Raw genomic sequence first — 17,511 nt, 5'->3', positions numbered from 1 at the left:
TCTTAGGATCTACTGGGTAGAACTTAATCGTGGTTGTACCGTCTGCACCCTTCTCAACAACTGGGGCGAAGGTCTTGCCGTCAGCACCGTCTTTAACTGTTCCTTCAGCAACAGCTGGTTGATCAGTATCAGCCTTACCAGTTTCTGGATTGACTGGGTAGAACTTGATCGAAGTTGTGCCGTCTTGGCCCTTCGTTACAACAGGAGCGTAAGTCTTGCCGTTTTGGCCGTCCTTAACTTCTGTTTCACTTGGCGTCCCGTCAACAACATTACCTTCAGCATCACGAACTTGTGGGGTCACCTTGATGACCACACCATCGTTAGCATCGTTACGACGTGTTTCAATCTTAGGACTGAGACCGTCTTTACCGTCCTTGCCGTCCTTCACCTTGCCTTCTGCAACAGGAGCTTGGGTCGTGTCTGGCTGTTTAGTTTCTGGGTTAACTGGGTAGAACTTGATGGTGGTTTCGCCGTCTTTACCCTTTTCGAGGACTGGAGCGAAGGTCTTACCATCTTGGCCATCCTTGACCGTTCCTTCTGCTACGGCTGGTTGCGTAGTATCAGCCTTACCAGTTTCTGGGTTGACTGGGTAGAACTTAATCGAAGTTGTACCATCTTTGCCTTTTTCAAGAACAGGAGCAAATGTCTTACCGTCCTTGCCGTCTTTCCCATCTTTACCGTTGCGGACAAATTGGGTGGAAACAATTTCGTCGTCAGTGAACTTGCCGTCGCCGTTCTTGTCGAAGTAGTTGATGATCCATTGGCCTGGTTCACCGGCTGCGTTTGGTCCTTCAACAACTGTGGTGTAAGCGGACTTACCGTTGACACCATCTTTGACGGTTCCTTCTGCAACAGCTGGCTTACTTTCATCAGCCTTGCCGGTCTTAGGATCGACTGGGTAGAACTTGATGGAGGTTGTGCCATCTTCGCCCTTCTTAACGACTGGGGCGTAGCTCTGACCGTCGTTACCGTCTTTGACAAAGCTTTCGCTGATGACCTTGTTAGTTTCTGGGTCTTTAACTGTAACCTTGGTGCCTGGTTGATTGCCTTCAGTTGTTGGATCGGCGTCTTCTACGCGGGTCGTTTCAACAACTGGGGTCTTCCCATCGGTCCCCTTGTCGCCTTTTTCACCCTTTTCGCCGTCTTTAACGAAGCTTTCGCTAATGACCTTGTTAGTTTCTGGGTCTTTGACAGTGACCTTGGTACCCGGTTGATTACCTTCAGTTGCTGGATCGGCATCTTCTACGCGGGTCGTTTCAACAACTGGGCTCTTGCCGTCTTTGACTTCGCCAGTAGCCACTGGGTCTTTGGTCTTGTCGGCTTGGCCATCTTTACCAGCTGGGTAGAACTTAATGGTAGTAACACCATTGTCGCCCTTCTCTACAACTGGGACAAAGGTCTTGCCGTCTGCGCCGTCTTTAACTTCGCCAGAAGCGACTGGATCTTTGGTCTTGTCAGCTTGGCCATCTTTACCGGTTGGGTAGAACTTGATCGTTGTTGTACCGTCTTGACCTTTCTCAACAACAGGGGTAAAGGTCTTGCCGTCTTGGCCATCCTTCACAGTGCCTTCAGCAACAGCTGGTTGACTTTCATCCGCCTTGCCAGTTTCTGGATTCACTGGGTAGAACTTGATGGAGGTGGTGCCGTCTGCGCCCTTAGTCACAACAGGAGCAAAAGTCTTACCGTTTTCGCCGTTCTTACCGTCTTGACCTTTCTCACCTGGGTCACCTTTTTCACCCTTGTCGCCTTTAGCGCCGTCTTTGATTTCGCCGCTTGCGACTGGGTCCTTAGTTTGATCAGCTTGGCCGGTCTTAGGGTCGACTGGGTAGAACTTGATGGTGGAAACACCATCTTGGCCCTTAGTGATCACTGGAGCGTAGGTCTTACCGTCCTTGACTTCCGTTTCAGTTGGGGTACCGTCAACAACATTACCTTGAGCGTCACGAACTTGTGGGGTCACCTTGATGATCACACCGTCATTGGTATCGTTGCGGCGGGTTTCAACCTTAGGCGTTAGGCCATCTTTACCGTCCTTGACTTCACCAGTTGCGACTGGGTTTTGGGTCTTATCAGGCTCACCAGTCTTAGGATCTACTGGGTAGAATTTAATGGTCGTTACGCCATCTTTACCCTTTTCAACCACTGGCGCAAAGGTCTTGCCATCGATACCGTCTGTGACGAAGCTTTCGCTGATAACAGCCTTGGTTTCTGGGTCTTTGACCACAATCTTAGTACCTGGTTGTTTCCCTTCAATACTTGGATCAGCATCTTCTACACGGCTGGTTTCAACGATTGGGGTCTTCCCATCTTTGACTTCACCCGTAGCGACTGGATCTTTGGTCTTGTCGGCTTGACCCTCTGCATTAGCTGGGTAGAACTTGATGGTGGTGACACCGTCTTTGCCCTTCTCAACGACTGGAACAAAAGTCTTACCGTCTGTCCCGTTCTTGCCGTCTAGGCCTTTCTCACCTTGGATACCTGGGTCACCCTTGTCGCCTTTAGCCCCGTCTTGGACTTGGCCAGTGGCTACTGGGTCCTTGGTCGTATCAGCTTTACCCTCTGCGTTAGCTGGGTAGAACTTAATGGTCGTTACGCCATTGTCGCCCTTTTCAACGACTGGAACGTAAGTCTTACCATTTTCGCCGTTCTTGCCGTCTTTAACTTCTGTTTCGGTTGGGGTACCGTCTACGACATTACCTTGGGCGTCGCGAACTTGTGGGGTCACCTTGATGATCACACCATCGTTGGTATCGTTACGGCGGGTTTCAACCTTAGGCGTTAAGCCGTCCTTACCGTTTTTCCCATCCTTAACTTCACCAGTTGCGACAGGTTCTTGGGTCGTGTCTGGTTTCTTAGTTTCTGGGTTGACAGGATAGAACTTGATTGAAGTGGTGCCGTCTTCCCCCTTAGTGATAACTGGCGCATAGGTCTTACCATCTTGACCTGGGTCACCTTTTTCACCTTTAGCGCCGTCTTTGACTTGGCCTTCAGCGAATGGTTGCTTAGACTTGTCAGGTTGACCCGTTTGAGGATCCACTGGGTAGAATTTGATGGTGGTGATGCCGTCTTGGCCTTTTTCAACAACTGGCGCATAGGTCAGTCCATCCTTACCCTTGTCGCCTTTTTCACCTTTTTCGCCATCTTTAACGAAACTTTCGCTTAAAGTTGCGCCGGTGGTTGGGTCCTTGAAGGTCACCTTAGCACCTGGTTGGTCGCCCTCTATGTTTGGATCAGCGTCAGCTACACGAGCGGTTTCAACGATTGGGCTCTTGCCATCTTTACCAGGATCACCCTTGGCGCCGTCTTTGACTTCGCTGGTCACAGGGTCACCATTAACCACTTCACCTTGTTCATTATATGAAAGTGGGGTCAGAGTAATGATCACGCCATCGTTAGTTGGGTTCCGTTTAACATCCACTAATGGAGTTAAACCGTCGCGGCCATTTTGACCTGGGTCACCTTTCTCACCCTTGTCGCCCTTCACGCCATCTTTAACAAAGCTTTCGCTTAGGACTTCTTTGGTGACTGGATCTTTAATGGTGACTTTAGTACCTGGTTGGTTACCAGTTTCCTTAGGATCAGCGTCGTCCACACGGGGTCGTTTCGATCAGTGGGGTCTTGCCGTCTGCGCCGTCGTTAACTTCACCAGTTGCGACAGGTTTTTGGCTCTTATCGGCTTCTCCTGTTGGGGTAGCTGGGTAGAACTTGATGGTAGTAACACCATTTTCGCCCTTCTCTACAACTGGGACAAAAGTCTTGCCGTTAGCACCGTCTTGGCCTTTTTCGCCTTGGGCCCCTTGAGCACCTGTTGCGCCGGTCGCGCCAGTTTCACCTTTTTCGCCCTTAGCACCGTCTTTACCGTCTTTTACGACACCAGTTGCAATAGGATTTTGGGCCTTATCGGCTGTGCCATCTGCCTTGGCTGGGTAGAATTTAATGGTCGTTTGTTTGTTAGGCTCATCGCGCTCAACAACTGGAACGTAGGACTTGCCATCCGCACCCTTTTCACCTTGAGCGCCAGTTGCACCGGTTTCACCCTTTTCGCCATCTTTTACGATACCTTCAGCGACAGGTTTTTGGGTCTTGTCGGCTGTGCCATCGGTATTAGCTGGGTAGAACTTGATGGTCGTTTGTTTGCCGGCCTCATCACGTTCAACAACTGGAACGTAAGACTTGCCGTCGACACCATCTTTACCCTTCTCACCTTGGGCGCCTTGAGCACCGGTATCACCCTTTTCACCTTGAGGGCCTTGGATACCTGGGTCACCCTTTTCACCGTCTTTAACTTGACCGGTTGCGATCGGTTGTTGGTCTTTATCAGGCGTGCCATCTTTTTTGGCTGGGTAGAACTTGATATGGGTAATACCATCGGCCCCTTTTTCAACAACAGGGACATAGGTCTTGCCGTCAGTACCAGGAGCGCCGTCTTTGACTTCGCTAGTGGTTGGCGTCCCGTTTTCAGGTTGACCTTGAGCATTGTAGTGGCGTGGCGTTACGGTGATGATAACCCCATCGTTAGCGTCATTACGACGAACATCAACCAGTGGGCTTAAGCCGTCGCGGCCGTCCTTACCTGGGGTACCTGGAGCACCTTGGTCACCCTTAGGCCCTTGAGCGCCGGTATCACCTTTTGGACCCTGAGCTCCGGTTTCACCCTTGTCGCCTTTTGGACCTTGGGCGCCGGTTGCTCCGGTTTCACCTTTGTCGCCTTTTGGACCAGCAATACCTTGAGGACCTTGTGGACCTGCTTCACCTTGTGGGCCTCGAGGACCGGTTTCGCCATCTTTTACCACACCTTCAGCGACAGCTTTCTTAGTGGTATCAGCAGAACCGTCTGCATTGGCTGGGTAGAACTTGATGGTGGTTTCTTTCTTAGCTTCGTCGCGGCTTACAACCGGAACGAAAGATTTACCGTCTTCGCCCTTGGCACCTTGAGCACCTGTTGCGCCGGTAGCACCAGTTTCACCCTTGTCACCCTTAGCGCCGTCTTTACCGTCTTTAACGACACCAGTTGCGACAGGGTTTTTAGTGGTGTCAGCAGAACCGTCTGGATTTGCTGGGTAGAACTTAATGGTAGTTTCTTTCTTAGCTTCATCGCGGTCAACGACTGGAACGTAAGTCTTACCGTCTTCGCCCTTTTCACCCTTGGCGCCTTGTGGTCCGGCTACGCCTGGATCGCCTTTCTCACCTTGTGGGCCTTGAGGACCAGCGATACCTTGTTCGCCTTTTGGTCCTTGGGCGCCGGTCTCTCCCTTGTCACCTTTTGGTCCTTGAGCGCCAGTTTCACCTTGAAGACCACGTTCACCTTGGGGACCACGGGCACCAGTTTCTCCCTTAGCGCCTTGTTCGCCTTTTGGACCAGCGACACCTTGTGGGCCTTGAGGACCTTGTTGGCCATCATAAACAAAGGTTTCGTTAAGAACTCTACCAGTTACAGGATCCGTTACGGTTACCTTAGTCCCTGGGCGACCATCTTTTTCACCGCGTTGGGTAGAAATTTGAGGCGCCCGACCGTCACGAGGAACGATGGTCTTGCCTGGTAGACTAGTCCGGTTAGAGTCCCATGCGACAGCTGAGATTGTCTCTCCTTCATTTAATGGAGGAACACCTGTTATTGTAAAATTACCTTGATTATCAGTATGTGTTATATAATATTTATCACCAATCGTCACTCTTATATTCTTATTTGGTTCAGACACACCACTAACCGTAGTATCTCCAGACAAGCGCGGATCAACTACTGGGGGCAGTAAAGGTTCTTTTTGACCTTCAGGCAGGCCAACCCCAATTAAGAACTCAGCATCAACTGGGGCTTTTTCGACCTCTGTTCGAGTATTAATTTCCCCCATATCAACGCCTTTGTAAGTACGAATGGTTCTAGTAACTTTATTAACCCCTTCTTCGCCTCGTCGAATTTCTTTTGTTGAGCCAACAGGAAGTTCTGTGGTTGTCTTATACTTACTTTGGAATTTAACTGGAATTCTCTCAACTTCTTCACGCGTTCCTAAATGTGCTTTTGGATTCAAGTCACCACGTTTTACAGCATCATTGTAGAAATAGTTAGCTCGGTTAACAGGGTCAGTTAAGCCAGGAGTGGATCCAGAAGATTGGTTAAACATCCCGATAGTCGCTTTATATTCTAAGTTATCATTCCAATTCTTAACAGGAACAGAGAACTTGTAAACAAGCGGATAGCCTTTTCCAACATCAAAATTACTTAGAGAGTAATCATTTCCCATTGATAAGCCATGATATCCAGTTGCTGCTCCAGCTTTCATAGTGACATTCAGTGGGTTACGCTTCTTATTACCCTCTACTTCAACACGGGCTTGAACACCAGTGTTAGGGTTATAATTGTAGCCGCTACCTAATTCAATCCCAAAACGAGATTGATGGTTAACAGACCCACCAAGAGCTGACACAGTTTGAGGATCAAGACGGTAAATCAGTTCGAAATTAACCTGATTATTAAGTTTATCTGGTGTTGCTTTTAGTATATAACGAGCAGGTACCCCACCTGAACCATGAACAACCCCTTGACCATTCTGGCTGATTGGTTTTGTGGGATTACCAAGAGCAACAGGGGCTCCATCATCTACTCTAACTCTATCTGGAATATCGCTAGCAGTCGGGTCTGCGGCATAGAAGGCAAAGCCCGTGCGGCGTTTGTCGCCTGCGTATTGAACGCCGGCCTTGGAGACTTCTTCCATCAACTGGCGGCCGTTGCTGACTTTAGATAAATCAACGTTCTTAACGATGCCTTCAATCTCTTCGTCGGTATAGATGTCCTTTAGTTCTGTTCTAAGAGCTTCTTGAGGGTTAGCTGCCCCTAAGATTCTCTTAGCTAAACGGTCGAGGCCTGCATCACGGGCAGCTTCCGCAGAAGCGCCTGGAATTTCAGCACCTTCAGCCGCTGCATAGTTGCCTGCTTGGCTGTTAGCTGTTTCTTTTTTGTATTTGTCTGAAAATTCACCCACTTCTGGTGACACAGTGCCAGTTGCTTTTTCTGCTTTGTTTTCTTTAGCCTGATCAGCTTCAGCTGGGGCTTGAGCCTTGTCTTCTGCTGCTGGCGCTTTTACTTCTTCTTCCGCCTTAGCTGGCGCTTCCTCAACAGGTGTTTCTTCTGCTGCTGGAGCGACTTCAGCCGCTGGGGCTGGTTCAGCTACTGGCTCTGCTTCTGGTTGACTGGCCGCATCGGCTGGGGCTTCCACCCGGTCCACTGCGTCAGCTGCGCTAATTTCATCCGCCTGCACGCTCACGGCCTGGTTGGCGAACAATAAGCCCGCTGCCACAGCCACTGAGGCCACGCCGATATTCAAGCGCTTGATGGAGTAACGGTAGAACTTGTTACTCATCTTCTCTCTTCTTAATTTTATATTATTTTTCCCTAACATAAAAAACCTCCCGGCAAAAACACATTCGTGTACGTCGTAGTTAATCATACTTCATAATGTTTCAGAAAATAAATAAAAAATTTATTTTGTACTTTTTATTTTTTGAACATTTTTGTTTAAAACCATTTATTCACAAGGCTTTTTCCTTGATTTTTTATAATAAATTATTTTTATGCTTTGTACTTTATTTTATACAATCGTTACGCTCTCTTTATATATATTAGAGGCGTTCTAAGTTATTATATCGATAATTATTACAAATAATTATTGATTTTTAGTTCACTTCTTTCCTATTAAATGAGTTTTAATTTATTTGATCGCAATAGGATTTAATAGACAAAAAAACAAAAAATACAAATTGTGTTCAAATCGATTATTTAATTCTTATATTATAAATTAATAAGTTAATTTTATCCATCTGCTGTTACCGTAAAATACAAAAAATCCCCTAACAAAACCTATAAATTTCGTTAGGGGAGATGGACCTGGAGCTCTTTTACTCATACTTATTTTCTTTGCTTCAAGTCACGTTGGTCGCTAAAGCGCTCTGAAGCGGCACCAATTTTGTCTTGGTTGCCGATAACCACCAGGCCCTGCTGGCTAAAGGCCTGTTCGATTTCATCCGCATAAGCCTTGAAATCCTCCAGCTTGGTGTCCAGGGCTTCCTGGAGGCGCTGGTTGATCCGGTCTTCGGTCTCGCCCTTGAAGTGGCGGCGGAGGGCCAGGCCGTTGACGGCTTGGGGGACGATGGGGAAGTGGAAGGCAGTCATGGCCCCGATGATGAATTGGTCAATGGTCGCTTGGTCTAGGTCCAGCTGGCGGATAAAGTCCGCAATCTGGCTGTAGACGGCTAGGGTCCGGTCGAGATGGGGGTCGCGGTAGGAATAAGCCGCAATATCCCCAGCTGGGCTCAGGATGAAGCCGGCCCCGTAAGCGCCCCCTTGTTCACGGATTTGTTCGTGGAGGAAGGCGTGGCTCAAGAAGTGAGCCAGGACTACGGCGGAACCTTGGTAGTGGAAGCTTTCAGGCTCTAGGTGGCCGCCTTGGACCACATACTGGACATTGCCATTGGTCCGAATGCCCTCTTGCTTGGTCCCACTGAGGGGCACGATCAAGTCTTGGGCAGGAGCTTTTTCGCTTGGGAGCTGAGCCAGGAAGGTTTGGACTTCTTCGACCAGTTCCGCCTGGTCCGCCGCTTCCGCTGTCAGACTGACGGTGACGCCTTGGCTGGACCAGAGCTTGGCTTGGAGGTCGGACAGGGCTTGGCTATAGTCATCGAAAACCTTATCGAAATCAGCCAGGAGAGCGCAGACATGGTCGTAGTAGGCGATCCCCTCTAATTCTTCCGCTATCCGGGCTGTCTCTACCGACATGGCCTGGAGCCGGGTGAGGGCAGAGCTGTGGCCGCTACTTTCTAAGGCATCCTCTAAGTCAGCCTTGATCCGCTGGAGAAGGTTCAGGATCCGCGCCTTCTCATCGAAGCGGCTGGCGGTCAGGATTTCTTCCACCAGGGCTAGGGCTTGGCGGCTATCCTGGCCCAGAGCCGCGAAGGAGACCAGGAGCTTGGCCTGGTAACGGTCGGGCTGGTCGCTGTCGCGGTAGAGCTTGGCCTGGAAGTTCAAGCCATTGGCATAGGTCAGGATGGCCGTGTCCAGGTCGGCGTAGGCGTGTGCTTCGGTCGACACGCTGCCCAGGAAGGTCAGGAGGTCCGAGAGGGTCGCCAAGTCCTCAAAGGCCACTTGGTCCAGTGGGAAGGCCAGCTGGACATAGCGGATCCCAGCTGCCGGTTGGTCGTGGTAGAGGCAGACTTGGCCACCTGCTAGGGTTAATTTTTCTTCAGGGATATGGGCCACTTCCCGGTCCACATCAGTGATATCGAGCTGGGGCAGGGTCGCCTGGGCTTCGGGACTGTCGGGGGTCTGTTGGTAGGATCTGAGGGAGGCATTGGCGGCTTTGACTTGGTCGATTTCTTCTGCCGTCATGGCTTCTGCCTTGTCAGCGAGCTCTTGGGACAGGGCCTGGTCCATGGCCTGGTGTCGGCCCAGTTCGGGTTCATGGACCAGGATCTGCCGGCCTTTTGCACCGAGTAAGCGGTCCTTGACTACGGCTTCGTAGTAGCCCGTTCCTAGCTTGTCGCGGAAGGCCTGGAAGCTCTCGCTATAGTTCAAGGCCTCGTCCAGGGAGATCCCATAGCGCCAGGCACTCATGCACTGGATGAACTTGGTCACGCCGCGGTTGGCGCCCCCAGCCTCGCGCAAGGCGAATTCCGTCCGCTTGATCACGGCTTCTAGGAGTTTGGTGTCGATGCCCTCCGCAACCGCTTGGCGGAGGACCTCTTGGATTAGGGCCACCGCTTCATCCACCCGGTCAGCATCGAAGCGCTCCAAGACAATGGTGAAGTCCAGGTAGTAGCCAGAGCCCCCGTAGACCGAGACATCTTCAGCCAGACCAGCCTCCAGAATCGCTTGGCGGACCGGACTGGATTCCGCGTTGACTAGGCTATCTGCCAATAGGCTCAGCAGATACTGGTCCTCTCGGCAAGTCGCTTGGCCAAAAGGCAGGCTGTAGCTCAGATAGGAATCCGTGGACCGGTCGTCACCCTTGCCCCCATCATAGTAGGCGGTATAGCGCCGGTCTTCTTGGCTGGGAGCGGGCGTTTGGAGGCTGGATAGCCCTTTTCCAGCCTGGAAGTGGCTGAAGTAGTCGCCATCGATCTGGGCCAGGGCGCGTTCAATGTCCAGGTCGCCGTAGAGGAAGGCCAAGGCATTGTCGGGCCGGTAGTGGGCCTGGTGGAAGGCACAGAAATCCTCATAAGTCAGGTCAGGAATCTGGTAGGGATAGCCGCCTGAATCTTGGGCATAGGTCGAATCGGGGTGGAGGTAGCGGTCGATATCCTGGATCACGGTCCGGTCGGGTGAGGAATAGACCCCGCGCATCTCGTTATAGACCACACCGTTATAGGTCAATTGCCCCGTCTCCTCGTCCAGGTCCAGGTGCCAGCCCTCCTGTTCGAAGACCCGGCGTTCTTTTAACATCCGAGGGAAGAAGACGGCATCCAGGTAGACGTCCATCAGGTGGTGGAAGTCCTCCTCATTCATGGAAGCCACGGGGTAGAGGGTCATATCGGAGAAGGTCATGGCGTTGAGGAAGGTGTTCATCGAGGTCTTGAGCATGAACATGAAGGGGTCCTTGACCGGGTACTTGCGCGAGCCCGCGAGAACAGCGTGTTCCACAATATGGGCCGCCCCCCGCGAATCCTCCGGTGGGGTGATAAAGCCAATCCCAAAGGCCCGGTTCTGGTCCTCATTCTTCAGCCAGAGCACGCGGCCCCCGGATTGGTCATGTTCATAGACAAAAGCCAGACTGTTGGCGTCCGGCGCTTGAAATTGGTCAACCAGGTGAAAACCTGCGATTTGTTCATTTGACATCGGATCACATCCTTACTTAATCATTAATTTCCGTAAATTCAGCGTCAATTTCTTTCTTCTGGTCCCGCTTTTGGTCTTGGAAGTCCCGGCGCACTTGGCGGTAGGCGGAGAGGAAGGGGATAACCAGGGCGGAGACCACGATCCCCATGACATTAAAGACCAGGGTACAGATAATGGTTACGAGAAGGGTTACCCAGACCGGCAAGGCCAAGTCCCGGCCCAAAAAGAAGGGTTCGAGGGCCTGCTTCAAGAGGGCCACGACCAGGTAGAGGCCGAGCAGCCAGAAGCCCAGGCTCGTATCCCCTAAGAACCATTGGTAGAGGATCCAGGGGACGAAGACAATCCCGGACCCAATCACAGGCAGGGCGTCGAGGAGGGCAATCACGAGAGCCAAGAGCCAGGCCCAGGGAATCCCTAGAAAGTGGAGGCCGAAGCCGAGAATCACAAAGACCAGGACCAGGAGTTTGACTTGGGCCCAGGCAAAGACCCAGATATTCTTGAAGGTCCGCTTCAAGACCTGACCCCAGAAGTTCGTCGTCTGCGCTTCCTGGCTCGGGTCTGCGTTAAAATTATGGTTAAAATAAATATTCATCATTTCTCCTTTAGACTAGTAAACTTGTTTTTTTGCGATTTAGCGGCTAAGATTAAGCTAAAAAAGGAGGGTCACTTATGACAACTTTCCGCTATCCAAGCCCAGATTCGATCATTGCATTGACCAGCCTGCGCCAGGTTGACCAGCCCGAAGAAGGCAACTTCGGCCTCCGCCAGGCTAAAGACCAAGCTGGGGTCATCGCCAACCGCCAGGCCGCCCTTGAGGCATACGGCCTGAGTCTGGACAAGCTGGTCATGCCCCAGCAAACCCACAGCGCCCATTGTTACCAAGTGGGCCGAGAAGATATTGGCCGGGGCGCCCGGTCAGCTGAGACCGGCATCGCTGACTGCGACGGACTCTATACTTTTGACAAGGGAGTCATTCTAGGCATCTTGACCGCCGACTGCGTCCCCGTCCTCTTCTATGAAGAAGCTTCAGGCCTGGTCGGTGCCATCCATTCCGGTTGGCGGGGCACCGTCCAAGAAATCAGCCGCAAAGCTTTTGACCAGATCAAGGAAGCCCATCCCCAAGTCGCCATCGACCAAGTCCAGGTCCACATCGGCCCCGCCCTCTCCCAAGAAAAATTCGAAGTTCAAGCCGACGCCTACCAGGCCTTCCAAGCCCTCGGTTACGCCGACGACGCCATTAGCTACCGCGAGACCAGCCAGCGCTGGCACATCGACAACCAAGCCGTCGTCGCCAAACAATGCCAACTCAGCGGCATCCCAGCAGCAAACATCCACATCCACCACCACTGCACCTACCAAAACCCCGACAGCTTCTCCTACCGCCAAAATCAGACAAGTTATCGGCATGGGCATGTGATTGTAAGGGTGTGAGGGGATGGTGCTCAACCCACAATCAAACACCAAGAGTGTGGGTTAACAGCAAACAACCCTCAATTAAAGATTGGGAGTGTGGATTGACAGCGACCTAGCCACAATCAGACCCCGGGAGTGTGGATTAGCAACAAACAATCCTCAATTAAAGATCGGGAGTGTGGGTTGACAGAGTTCAACCCACACTCAGGGGTCCTGAATGTGGCTTCCCAAGCCGAGTCCAAGTAAAATATGCACAATCTATGGTAAAAAACATAAAATAAGGGTCAACAAGCTAGCAAGGGCCTTGCTAGCTTGTTTTCATTATGATGCGGGAGCGGGCGGCTTGCGAATGCTGGCTCTGTTTGCGAGTTGGTGCGAGCCTACTTGCTAACGGCGACCCCATTTGAAAGTTGGCACGACCCGACTTGTGAACCGGAGCCCCATTTGAAAGTTGACGCGACCCGACTTGCTAATCAGAGTCTCATTTGCGAGTTGCCGCGAACCGACTTGCTAACGGCGACCCCATTTGAAAGTTGGCACCGCCCGACTTGCGGACCGGAGCTCTATTCGAAAGTTGGCGACTCTCTACTTGCTGCCAACCTACATCTTCCGCTGGCGTGGGTCGCCTTGGCGGAAGCCGCCAGCCTTGATGAATTCGTTGTAGAGAATCTCCCGGACATCTTCGTCCGTCAGCTGCTTGGTGGACTTTTCTTCTTTTTTCGGTGCGTTTTTTTGCTTGTGGAAGATCTGGTAGATGGAGTTGACGCTCCGCCCTTCCGCAATATAATCCTTAATCTCGAGCAGGCGGTCCACATCGTTGAGGGAATACATCCGCCGGTTCGTCTCCGACCGTTGAGGTGTAATCAGGTGCTTCTCCTCATAATAACGAATCTGCCGGGCTGTGAGATCGGTCAGTTTCATCACCGTTCCAATGGGAAAGACCGCCATCGACCGCCGCAACTCTTTTTCTGACATGATAAATCCCCCTATCCTTTCAATTCTATAATCTGACATCATGTTATATTATTTTACATCTTTCTGCAAGCCAAAATCTTCCCAAAACAAGCAAAATCAGGCAAGTAATAAAAGGCTTGCACTTTCTTGTCGAGTACCTTTTTTGTATCTGGATTTGAACCCGGTCTACTAAATTCTCAGTCAGGCTCTACGACAAGAAACCGAATTCATCTTCTTAGCTTCAATTTTTTCACAAGCTTCTGTGCCCTTAAAAGACCTTCAAAGGCTCCAGTAAAGTTCAAGTTTAGGCGGTCCAAATCCCGACCTTTCAAGGATTCTGGCTTGAAAATTTGCTATACTAGGTCTATTAAGCTAAGAGGAGTTGACACCATGCCTGAACAATCTTATGAACAAGTCAAACGTGCTGAGCGGGCCACCTGGCTCAGTATCGCCAGCTATCTCATCATTGCCACGGCCAAGTTACTGGGAGGTTATTTCTTCCGGTCCAGTGCGCTGACGGCGGATGGGATGAACAACCTATCGGATACTATCAATGCGGTCTTCATGTTTATCGGCCTGCGTTTCTCGCGCAAGCCAGCGGACAGCGACCACCGCTACGGCCACTGGAAGGCGGAATCTATCGCCACCCTGGCCATGAGCTTCCTGATTCTCTATATCGGCCTAGAAGTAACCCTGAACAGCCTGCAGAATTTCTTCCACTATGAGCCTGTGACCCCAGACCCCCTCACTATCGGTGTGGCCTTGGTCTCGGGACTGGTCATGCTGGGGGTCTACCTCTACAACAAGCGCCTGGCCAAGCAGCTTGAGAGCCAGGCCCTCCTCGCCTCTTCCAAGGACAATCTCACCGACGCCCTCACCTCCTTCATGACGGCCTTCACCGCCCTCACCAGCCAGTTCGGCCTGCCCTGGCTGGACGGGGTCATGGCCTTGGTGATCGGCCTCATTATCCTGAAGACAGGCTTCGATATCTTCGTCGACTCCACCTTCCAATTGACGGACGGTTTCCCCGTTGACCTGATCGAGACCTACGAGGAAGAAATCGCCGCCATCCCCGATGTCCACAGCGTCCGCCACATCGCCGCCCGCCGCTACGGAGCCAACGTCTACATCGACGTCACCATCCTGGTCGACCCCTCCCTCTCCGTCAAGGAAGGCCACGACATCACGGAAAAGGTGGAACATGTCCTAGCCGACGCCTTCGCCATCCAACAAGTCGATGTCCATGTCGAACCCGATTTATAAGAGACAGCGCTTAATCTGTGGTAGAATACTAATAAGATAAGACCTCGCGCCTGCTCGCTTGTCTGTGTTAACCAGAAAGGATGATACCATGGATAAAGAAACATTCATCAAAAACTATGCCGTTGAGCGTCAGAACACCCAGTCGCTCAAGTGGGACCTCTTAGAAGAACGCTTCGGTGATGCAAAGCTGCTCCCACTCTGGGTCGCTGACGCGGAGTTCAAGACACCCGACAGCGTCCGTCAAGCCCTCCACGATAAGATCGACCACGGTGTCTTCGGCTACACCTTTGTGAGCGATGACTACTACGAGGCCTTCTTCAGCTGGATGGCCGATCACTTCGACCTCCACTTAGAAAAAGACTGGATCCGTTTTACCACCGGTGTGGTCCAAGCCCTCTACTACTTCGTCTATGCCTATACCGAACCAGGCGACAGCATCATCATCCAGACGCCAGTCTACTATCCCTTCCATAATGCGGCTCGGGATACCGGCCGGCGTTTGATCACCTGCGACCTCAAGTCCGTCGACAATCATTTTGAAATCAACTATGCGGCCTTCGAGCAAGCCATTATCGACGGCCAAGCCAAGCTCTATATCCACTGCTCCCCCCATAATCCAGCGGGCCGGGTGTGGACCGAAGAAGAGATGGACAAGCTTTTCGCTATCTGTGAGAAGCATGGTGTCTTGATTGTGTCTGACGAGATCCACCAAGACTTCAACTTCAGCGGCCGCCCTCAGATCCCCGCCCTCAATGTGGCGGGTGGCAAGTACCGGGACCGGATCGTAGCAGTCAACGCGGCCTCTAAGACCTTCAACATGGCGACCCTCCTCCAATCCCAGGTCATGATTCCCGATGACCAACTGCGGGCCCAGTACGATCAGGTGGTGGACCGCTTGAACCTCACCGAGAACAGCATGATGGGGCTCATTGCGACAGAAGCTGCCTACCGGGATGGTGCCGACTGGTTGGAAGGCTTCAAGGCCACCATCTACAGCAACTATACTTATCTCAAAGACCACCTGGCCCAAGAACTCCCTGAAGCCAAGGTCACCGACCTGGAAGGGACCTATCTCATGTTCGTCGAGCTCCCCTTCGTCCAAGACCAAATCGACATGGAAAGCTTCATCCAAGACCGCTGTGGCCTAGCCGTGGATTACGGCAATTGGTTCGGTGCCAGCTTTGGCGACTACATCCGCCTCAACCTAGCCACCATCCCTGACAATATCGAAAAAGCCGCCGACGCTCTAATCAAAGAAAGCCGCCGCTTACTCGACCAATAACACAGAAGAAAACCAGAAGTCCCTTCAAGCGAGGGCTTCTGGTTTTTTTGGATTCTAAAATTATTTTCACTTAAGCAGAAATTCAAAAATTACTATTCAACGATCAAATTCAAAAGCGGAACGGATGCTCACATATGCAATGTAATAAAATAACTCTTCTTTTTAATTTTCTCATGTTAGTTCCACAACACCGTTCAAAGGCAGACCGACCGCCCCCCTAGGCGCTTTCTAAGTATTTTCTCAGACTATTGGGTATAATTAAGGTGCAGATAATAGGATTCAGTAAAGGAGAAAAGACCATGAACGGAACGATGATTCAGTATTTTGAGTGGGAGCTTGCGGATGATGGCAAGCACTGGCAGCGGGTGGTAAAAGACGCCCAACACCTTGCTGACAAGGGCTTTTCCCATATTTGGCTGCCCCCAGCGACCAAGGGAACGGGCACCAATGACGTGGGCTATGGGGTTTATGACCTCTATGACCTGGGCGAGTTCGACCAAAAAGGGTCCCAGCGCACCAAGTATGGGACCAAGGACGAGTATATGAAGGCCATCCAAGCCCTGCAAGAAGCGGGCATCTCCGTCCTCGGCGATGTCGTGCTCAACCACAAGGCCGGGGCGGATGAGTCTGAGCGATTCGAAGCCTATGAAGTGAACCCGGACAACCGCCAGGAGATCATTTCCGACGCCCATGAGATCGAAGGCTGGACCAAGTTTACCTTCCCTGGGCGCGGGGATACTTATAGCGCTTTCAAGTGGAATTGGACCCATTTTTCCGGTGTCGACTATGACCAGGCAACCGACAGCAAGGGAATTTTTATGATTAAGGGGCTTAACAAGGGCTGGGCGGATAATGATGAGGTGGATAATGAGAAGGGGAACTTTGACTACCTGATGTTCGCCGATATCGACTACCGCCATCCCGATGTGGTCAAAGAAGTGGAAAATTGGGCCAAGTGGTATGTCCAAGAGACCGGCCTGAACGGCTTCCGACTCGATGCCCTCAAACATATCAACGCCGACTTCATCGAAGAACTGGCGGCCAAGCTTCTGGAAGCTGATCCTGACTTCTACCTGATCGGGGAATACTGGAAGGGGGACTACGCCAGCCTGGAAAATTATATGAACGAAACCAGCTTCGACATCGACCTCTTCGACGTCAAGCTCCACCAAAACTTCAAGGCGGCTTCCGAAGCGGTGGATGGCTTCGACATGTCCAGCCTGCTCGACGATACCCTACTCCAGAAGAACCCAACCCTGGCCATCCCCTTCGTTGACAACCATGACTCCCAACCTGGCCAATCTCTGGAATCCTGGGTCCAAGACTGGTTCAAACCCCTCGCCTACGCCCTTATCCTCCTCCACCAAGACGGCCTGCCCTGCGTCTTCTACGGCGACTACTACGGCATTGGCGGTGACAAGCCCATCCCTGGCAAACAAGAGCTCCTCGACAAACTCCTGGACCTCAGACAAAAACAAGCTTACGGCAAGCAAAACAACTACTTCGACCACCCCAACTGCGTCGGCTTCACACGCGAAGGCGACGACGACCACCCCGACGGCCTCGCCCTCCTCATGTCCAACGGCGAAGCCGGCTTCAAAGACATGTACGTCGGCCAAGCCCACGCTGGCCAAGAATGGCAAGACGCCCTCGGCAAGAGCCAAGACACCATCACCATCAACGACGACGGCTACGGCCACTTCACCTGCCCAGCAGGAGGAGTCTCTGTGTGGACAAGGGTGTGAGGGAGCGCGGGTAGAAGTGGATCTCTGGAGCA

General features: G+C 51.8%; 8 protein-coding genes and 1 pseudogene. 4 read left to right on the top strand and 5 right to left on the bottom strand.

Annotated elements, in window-relative coordinates; genetic code table 11:
* The 4 genes and pseudogenes from HMPREF3090_RS01075 to HMPREF3090_RS01060 all read right to left on the bottom strand — a co-directional run.
* Positions 1-3,592 (bottom strand): annotated as a pseudogene (locus HMPREF3090_RS01075) (hypothetical protein); the annotation flags it as partial.
* The gene (locus HMPREF3090_RS10000; protein ID WP_168140241.1) at positions 3,579-7,394 is read right to left on the bottom strand and encodes a YSIRK-type signal peptide-containing protein; all 3,816 of its coding nucleotides are present in this window, start codon (positions 7,392-7,394) and stop codon (positions 3,579-3,581) included. The pseudogene HMPREF3090_RS01075 and the gene HMPREF3090_RS10000, both read right to left, overlap by 14 nt.
* A gap of 506 nt (positions 7,395-7,900) precedes the next feature.
* Positions 7,901-10,822, bottom strand: a complete 2,922-nt coding sequence (locus tag HMPREF3090_RS01065; RefSeq protein WP_067973404.1) for an insulinase family protein — start codon at positions 10,820-10,822, stop codon at positions 7,901-7,903.
* 16 nt (positions 10,823-10,838) lie between these two features.
* Positions 10,839-11,414, bottom strand: a complete 576-nt coding sequence (locus HMPREF3090_RS01060) for an AI-2E family transporter (RefSeq protein ID WP_067973407.1) — start codon at positions 11,412-11,414, stop codon at positions 10,839-10,841.
* 77 nt (positions 11,415-11,491) lie between these two features.
* Between HMPREF3090_RS01060 and pgeF the strand changes: the two genes are divergently transcribed.
* A complete protein-coding gene (gene pgeF, locus HMPREF3090_RS01055; RefSeq protein WP_067973409.1) occupies positions 11,492-12,253 on the top strand; it encodes a peptidoglycan editing factor PgeF in 762 nt (253 codons plus the stop codon).
* 582 nt (positions 12,254-12,835) lie between these two features.
* On the opposite strand, the gene HMPREF3090_RS01050 is transcribed toward pgeF, so the two are convergent.
* Positions 12,836-13,210: a MerR family transcriptional regulator gene (locus tag HMPREF3090_RS01050; RefSeq protein ID WP_067973413.1), complete on the bottom strand. Its 375-nt coding sequence runs from the start codon at positions 13,208-13,210 to the stop codon at positions 12,836-12,838.
* A 369-nt stretch (positions 13,211-13,579) separates the two neighbouring features.
* On the opposite strand from HMPREF3090_RS01050, the gene HMPREF3090_RS01045 reads away from it, so the two are divergent.
* From HMPREF3090_RS01045 to HMPREF3090_RS01035, 3 genes are all read left to right on the top strand, one after another.
* A complete protein-coding gene (locus tag HMPREF3090_RS01045; protein ID WP_067973414.1) occupies positions 13,580-14,452 on the top strand; it encodes a cation diffusion facilitator family transporter in 873 nt (290 codons plus the stop codon).
* An 88-nt stretch (positions 14,453-14,540) separates the two neighbouring features.
* The gene (locus HMPREF3090_RS01040; protein ID WP_067973417.1) at positions 14,541-15,734 is read left to right on the top strand and encodes a MalY/PatB family protein; all 1,194 of its coding nucleotides are present in this window, start codon (positions 14,541-14,543) and stop codon (positions 15,732-15,734) included.
* Between the two features lie 299 nt (positions 15,735-16,033).
* Positions 16,034-17,479: an alpha-amylase gene (locus tag HMPREF3090_RS01035; RefSeq protein WP_070485746.1), complete on the top strand. Its 1,446-nt coding sequence runs from the start codon at positions 16,034-16,036 to the stop codon at positions 17,477-17,479.
* Positions 17,480-17,511 lie beyond the last annotated feature (32 nt).

The sequence above is a fragment of the Aerococcus sp. HMSC23C02 genome, assembly GCF_001806805.1.
In the GTDB taxonomy this organism is placed as follows: Bacteria; Bacillota; Bacilli; order Lactobacillales; family Aerococcaceae; genus Aerococcus; species Aerococcus sanguinicola.
Note: the sequence above shows the minus strand (reverse complement) of the source record. Positions and strands in the feature narration are given on the sequence as shown.

Excerpts from the sequence above, each read along its gene's own strand:
- HMPREF3090_RS01050 (WP_067973413.1), bottom strand. The coding sequence starts at position 13,210 with ATGTCAGAAAAAGAGTTGCGGCGGTCGATGGCGGTCTTTCCCATTGGA.
- HMPREF3090_RS01045 (WP_067973414.1), top strand. The coding sequence starts at position 13,580 with ATGCCTGAACAATCTTATGAACAAGTCAAACGTGCTGAGCGGGCCACC.
- HMPREF3090_RS10000 (WP_168140241.1), bottom strand. The coding sequence starts at position 7,394 with ATGTTAGGGAAAAATAATATAAAATTAAGAAGAGAGAAGATGAGTAAC.
- HMPREF3090_RS01040 (WP_067973417.1), top strand. The coding sequence starts at position 14,541 with ATGGATAAAGAAACATTCATCAAAAACTATGCCGTTGAGCGTCAGAAC.
- pgeF (WP_067973409.1), top strand. The coding sequence starts at position 11,492 with ATGACAACTTTCCGCTATCCAAGCCCAGATTCGATCATTGCATTGACC.
- HMPREF3090_RS01060 (WP_067973407.1), bottom strand. The coding sequence starts at position 11,414 with ATGAATATTTATTTTAACCATAATTTTAACGCAGACCCGAGCCAGGAA.
- HMPREF3090_RS01035 (WP_070485746.1), top strand. The coding sequence starts at position 16,034 with ATGAACGGAACGATGATTCAGTATTTTGAGTGGGAGCTTGCGGATGAT.
- HMPREF3090_RS01065 (WP_067973404.1), bottom strand. The coding sequence starts at position 10,822 with ATGTCAAATGAACAAATCGCAGGTTTTCACCTGGTTGACCAATTTCAA.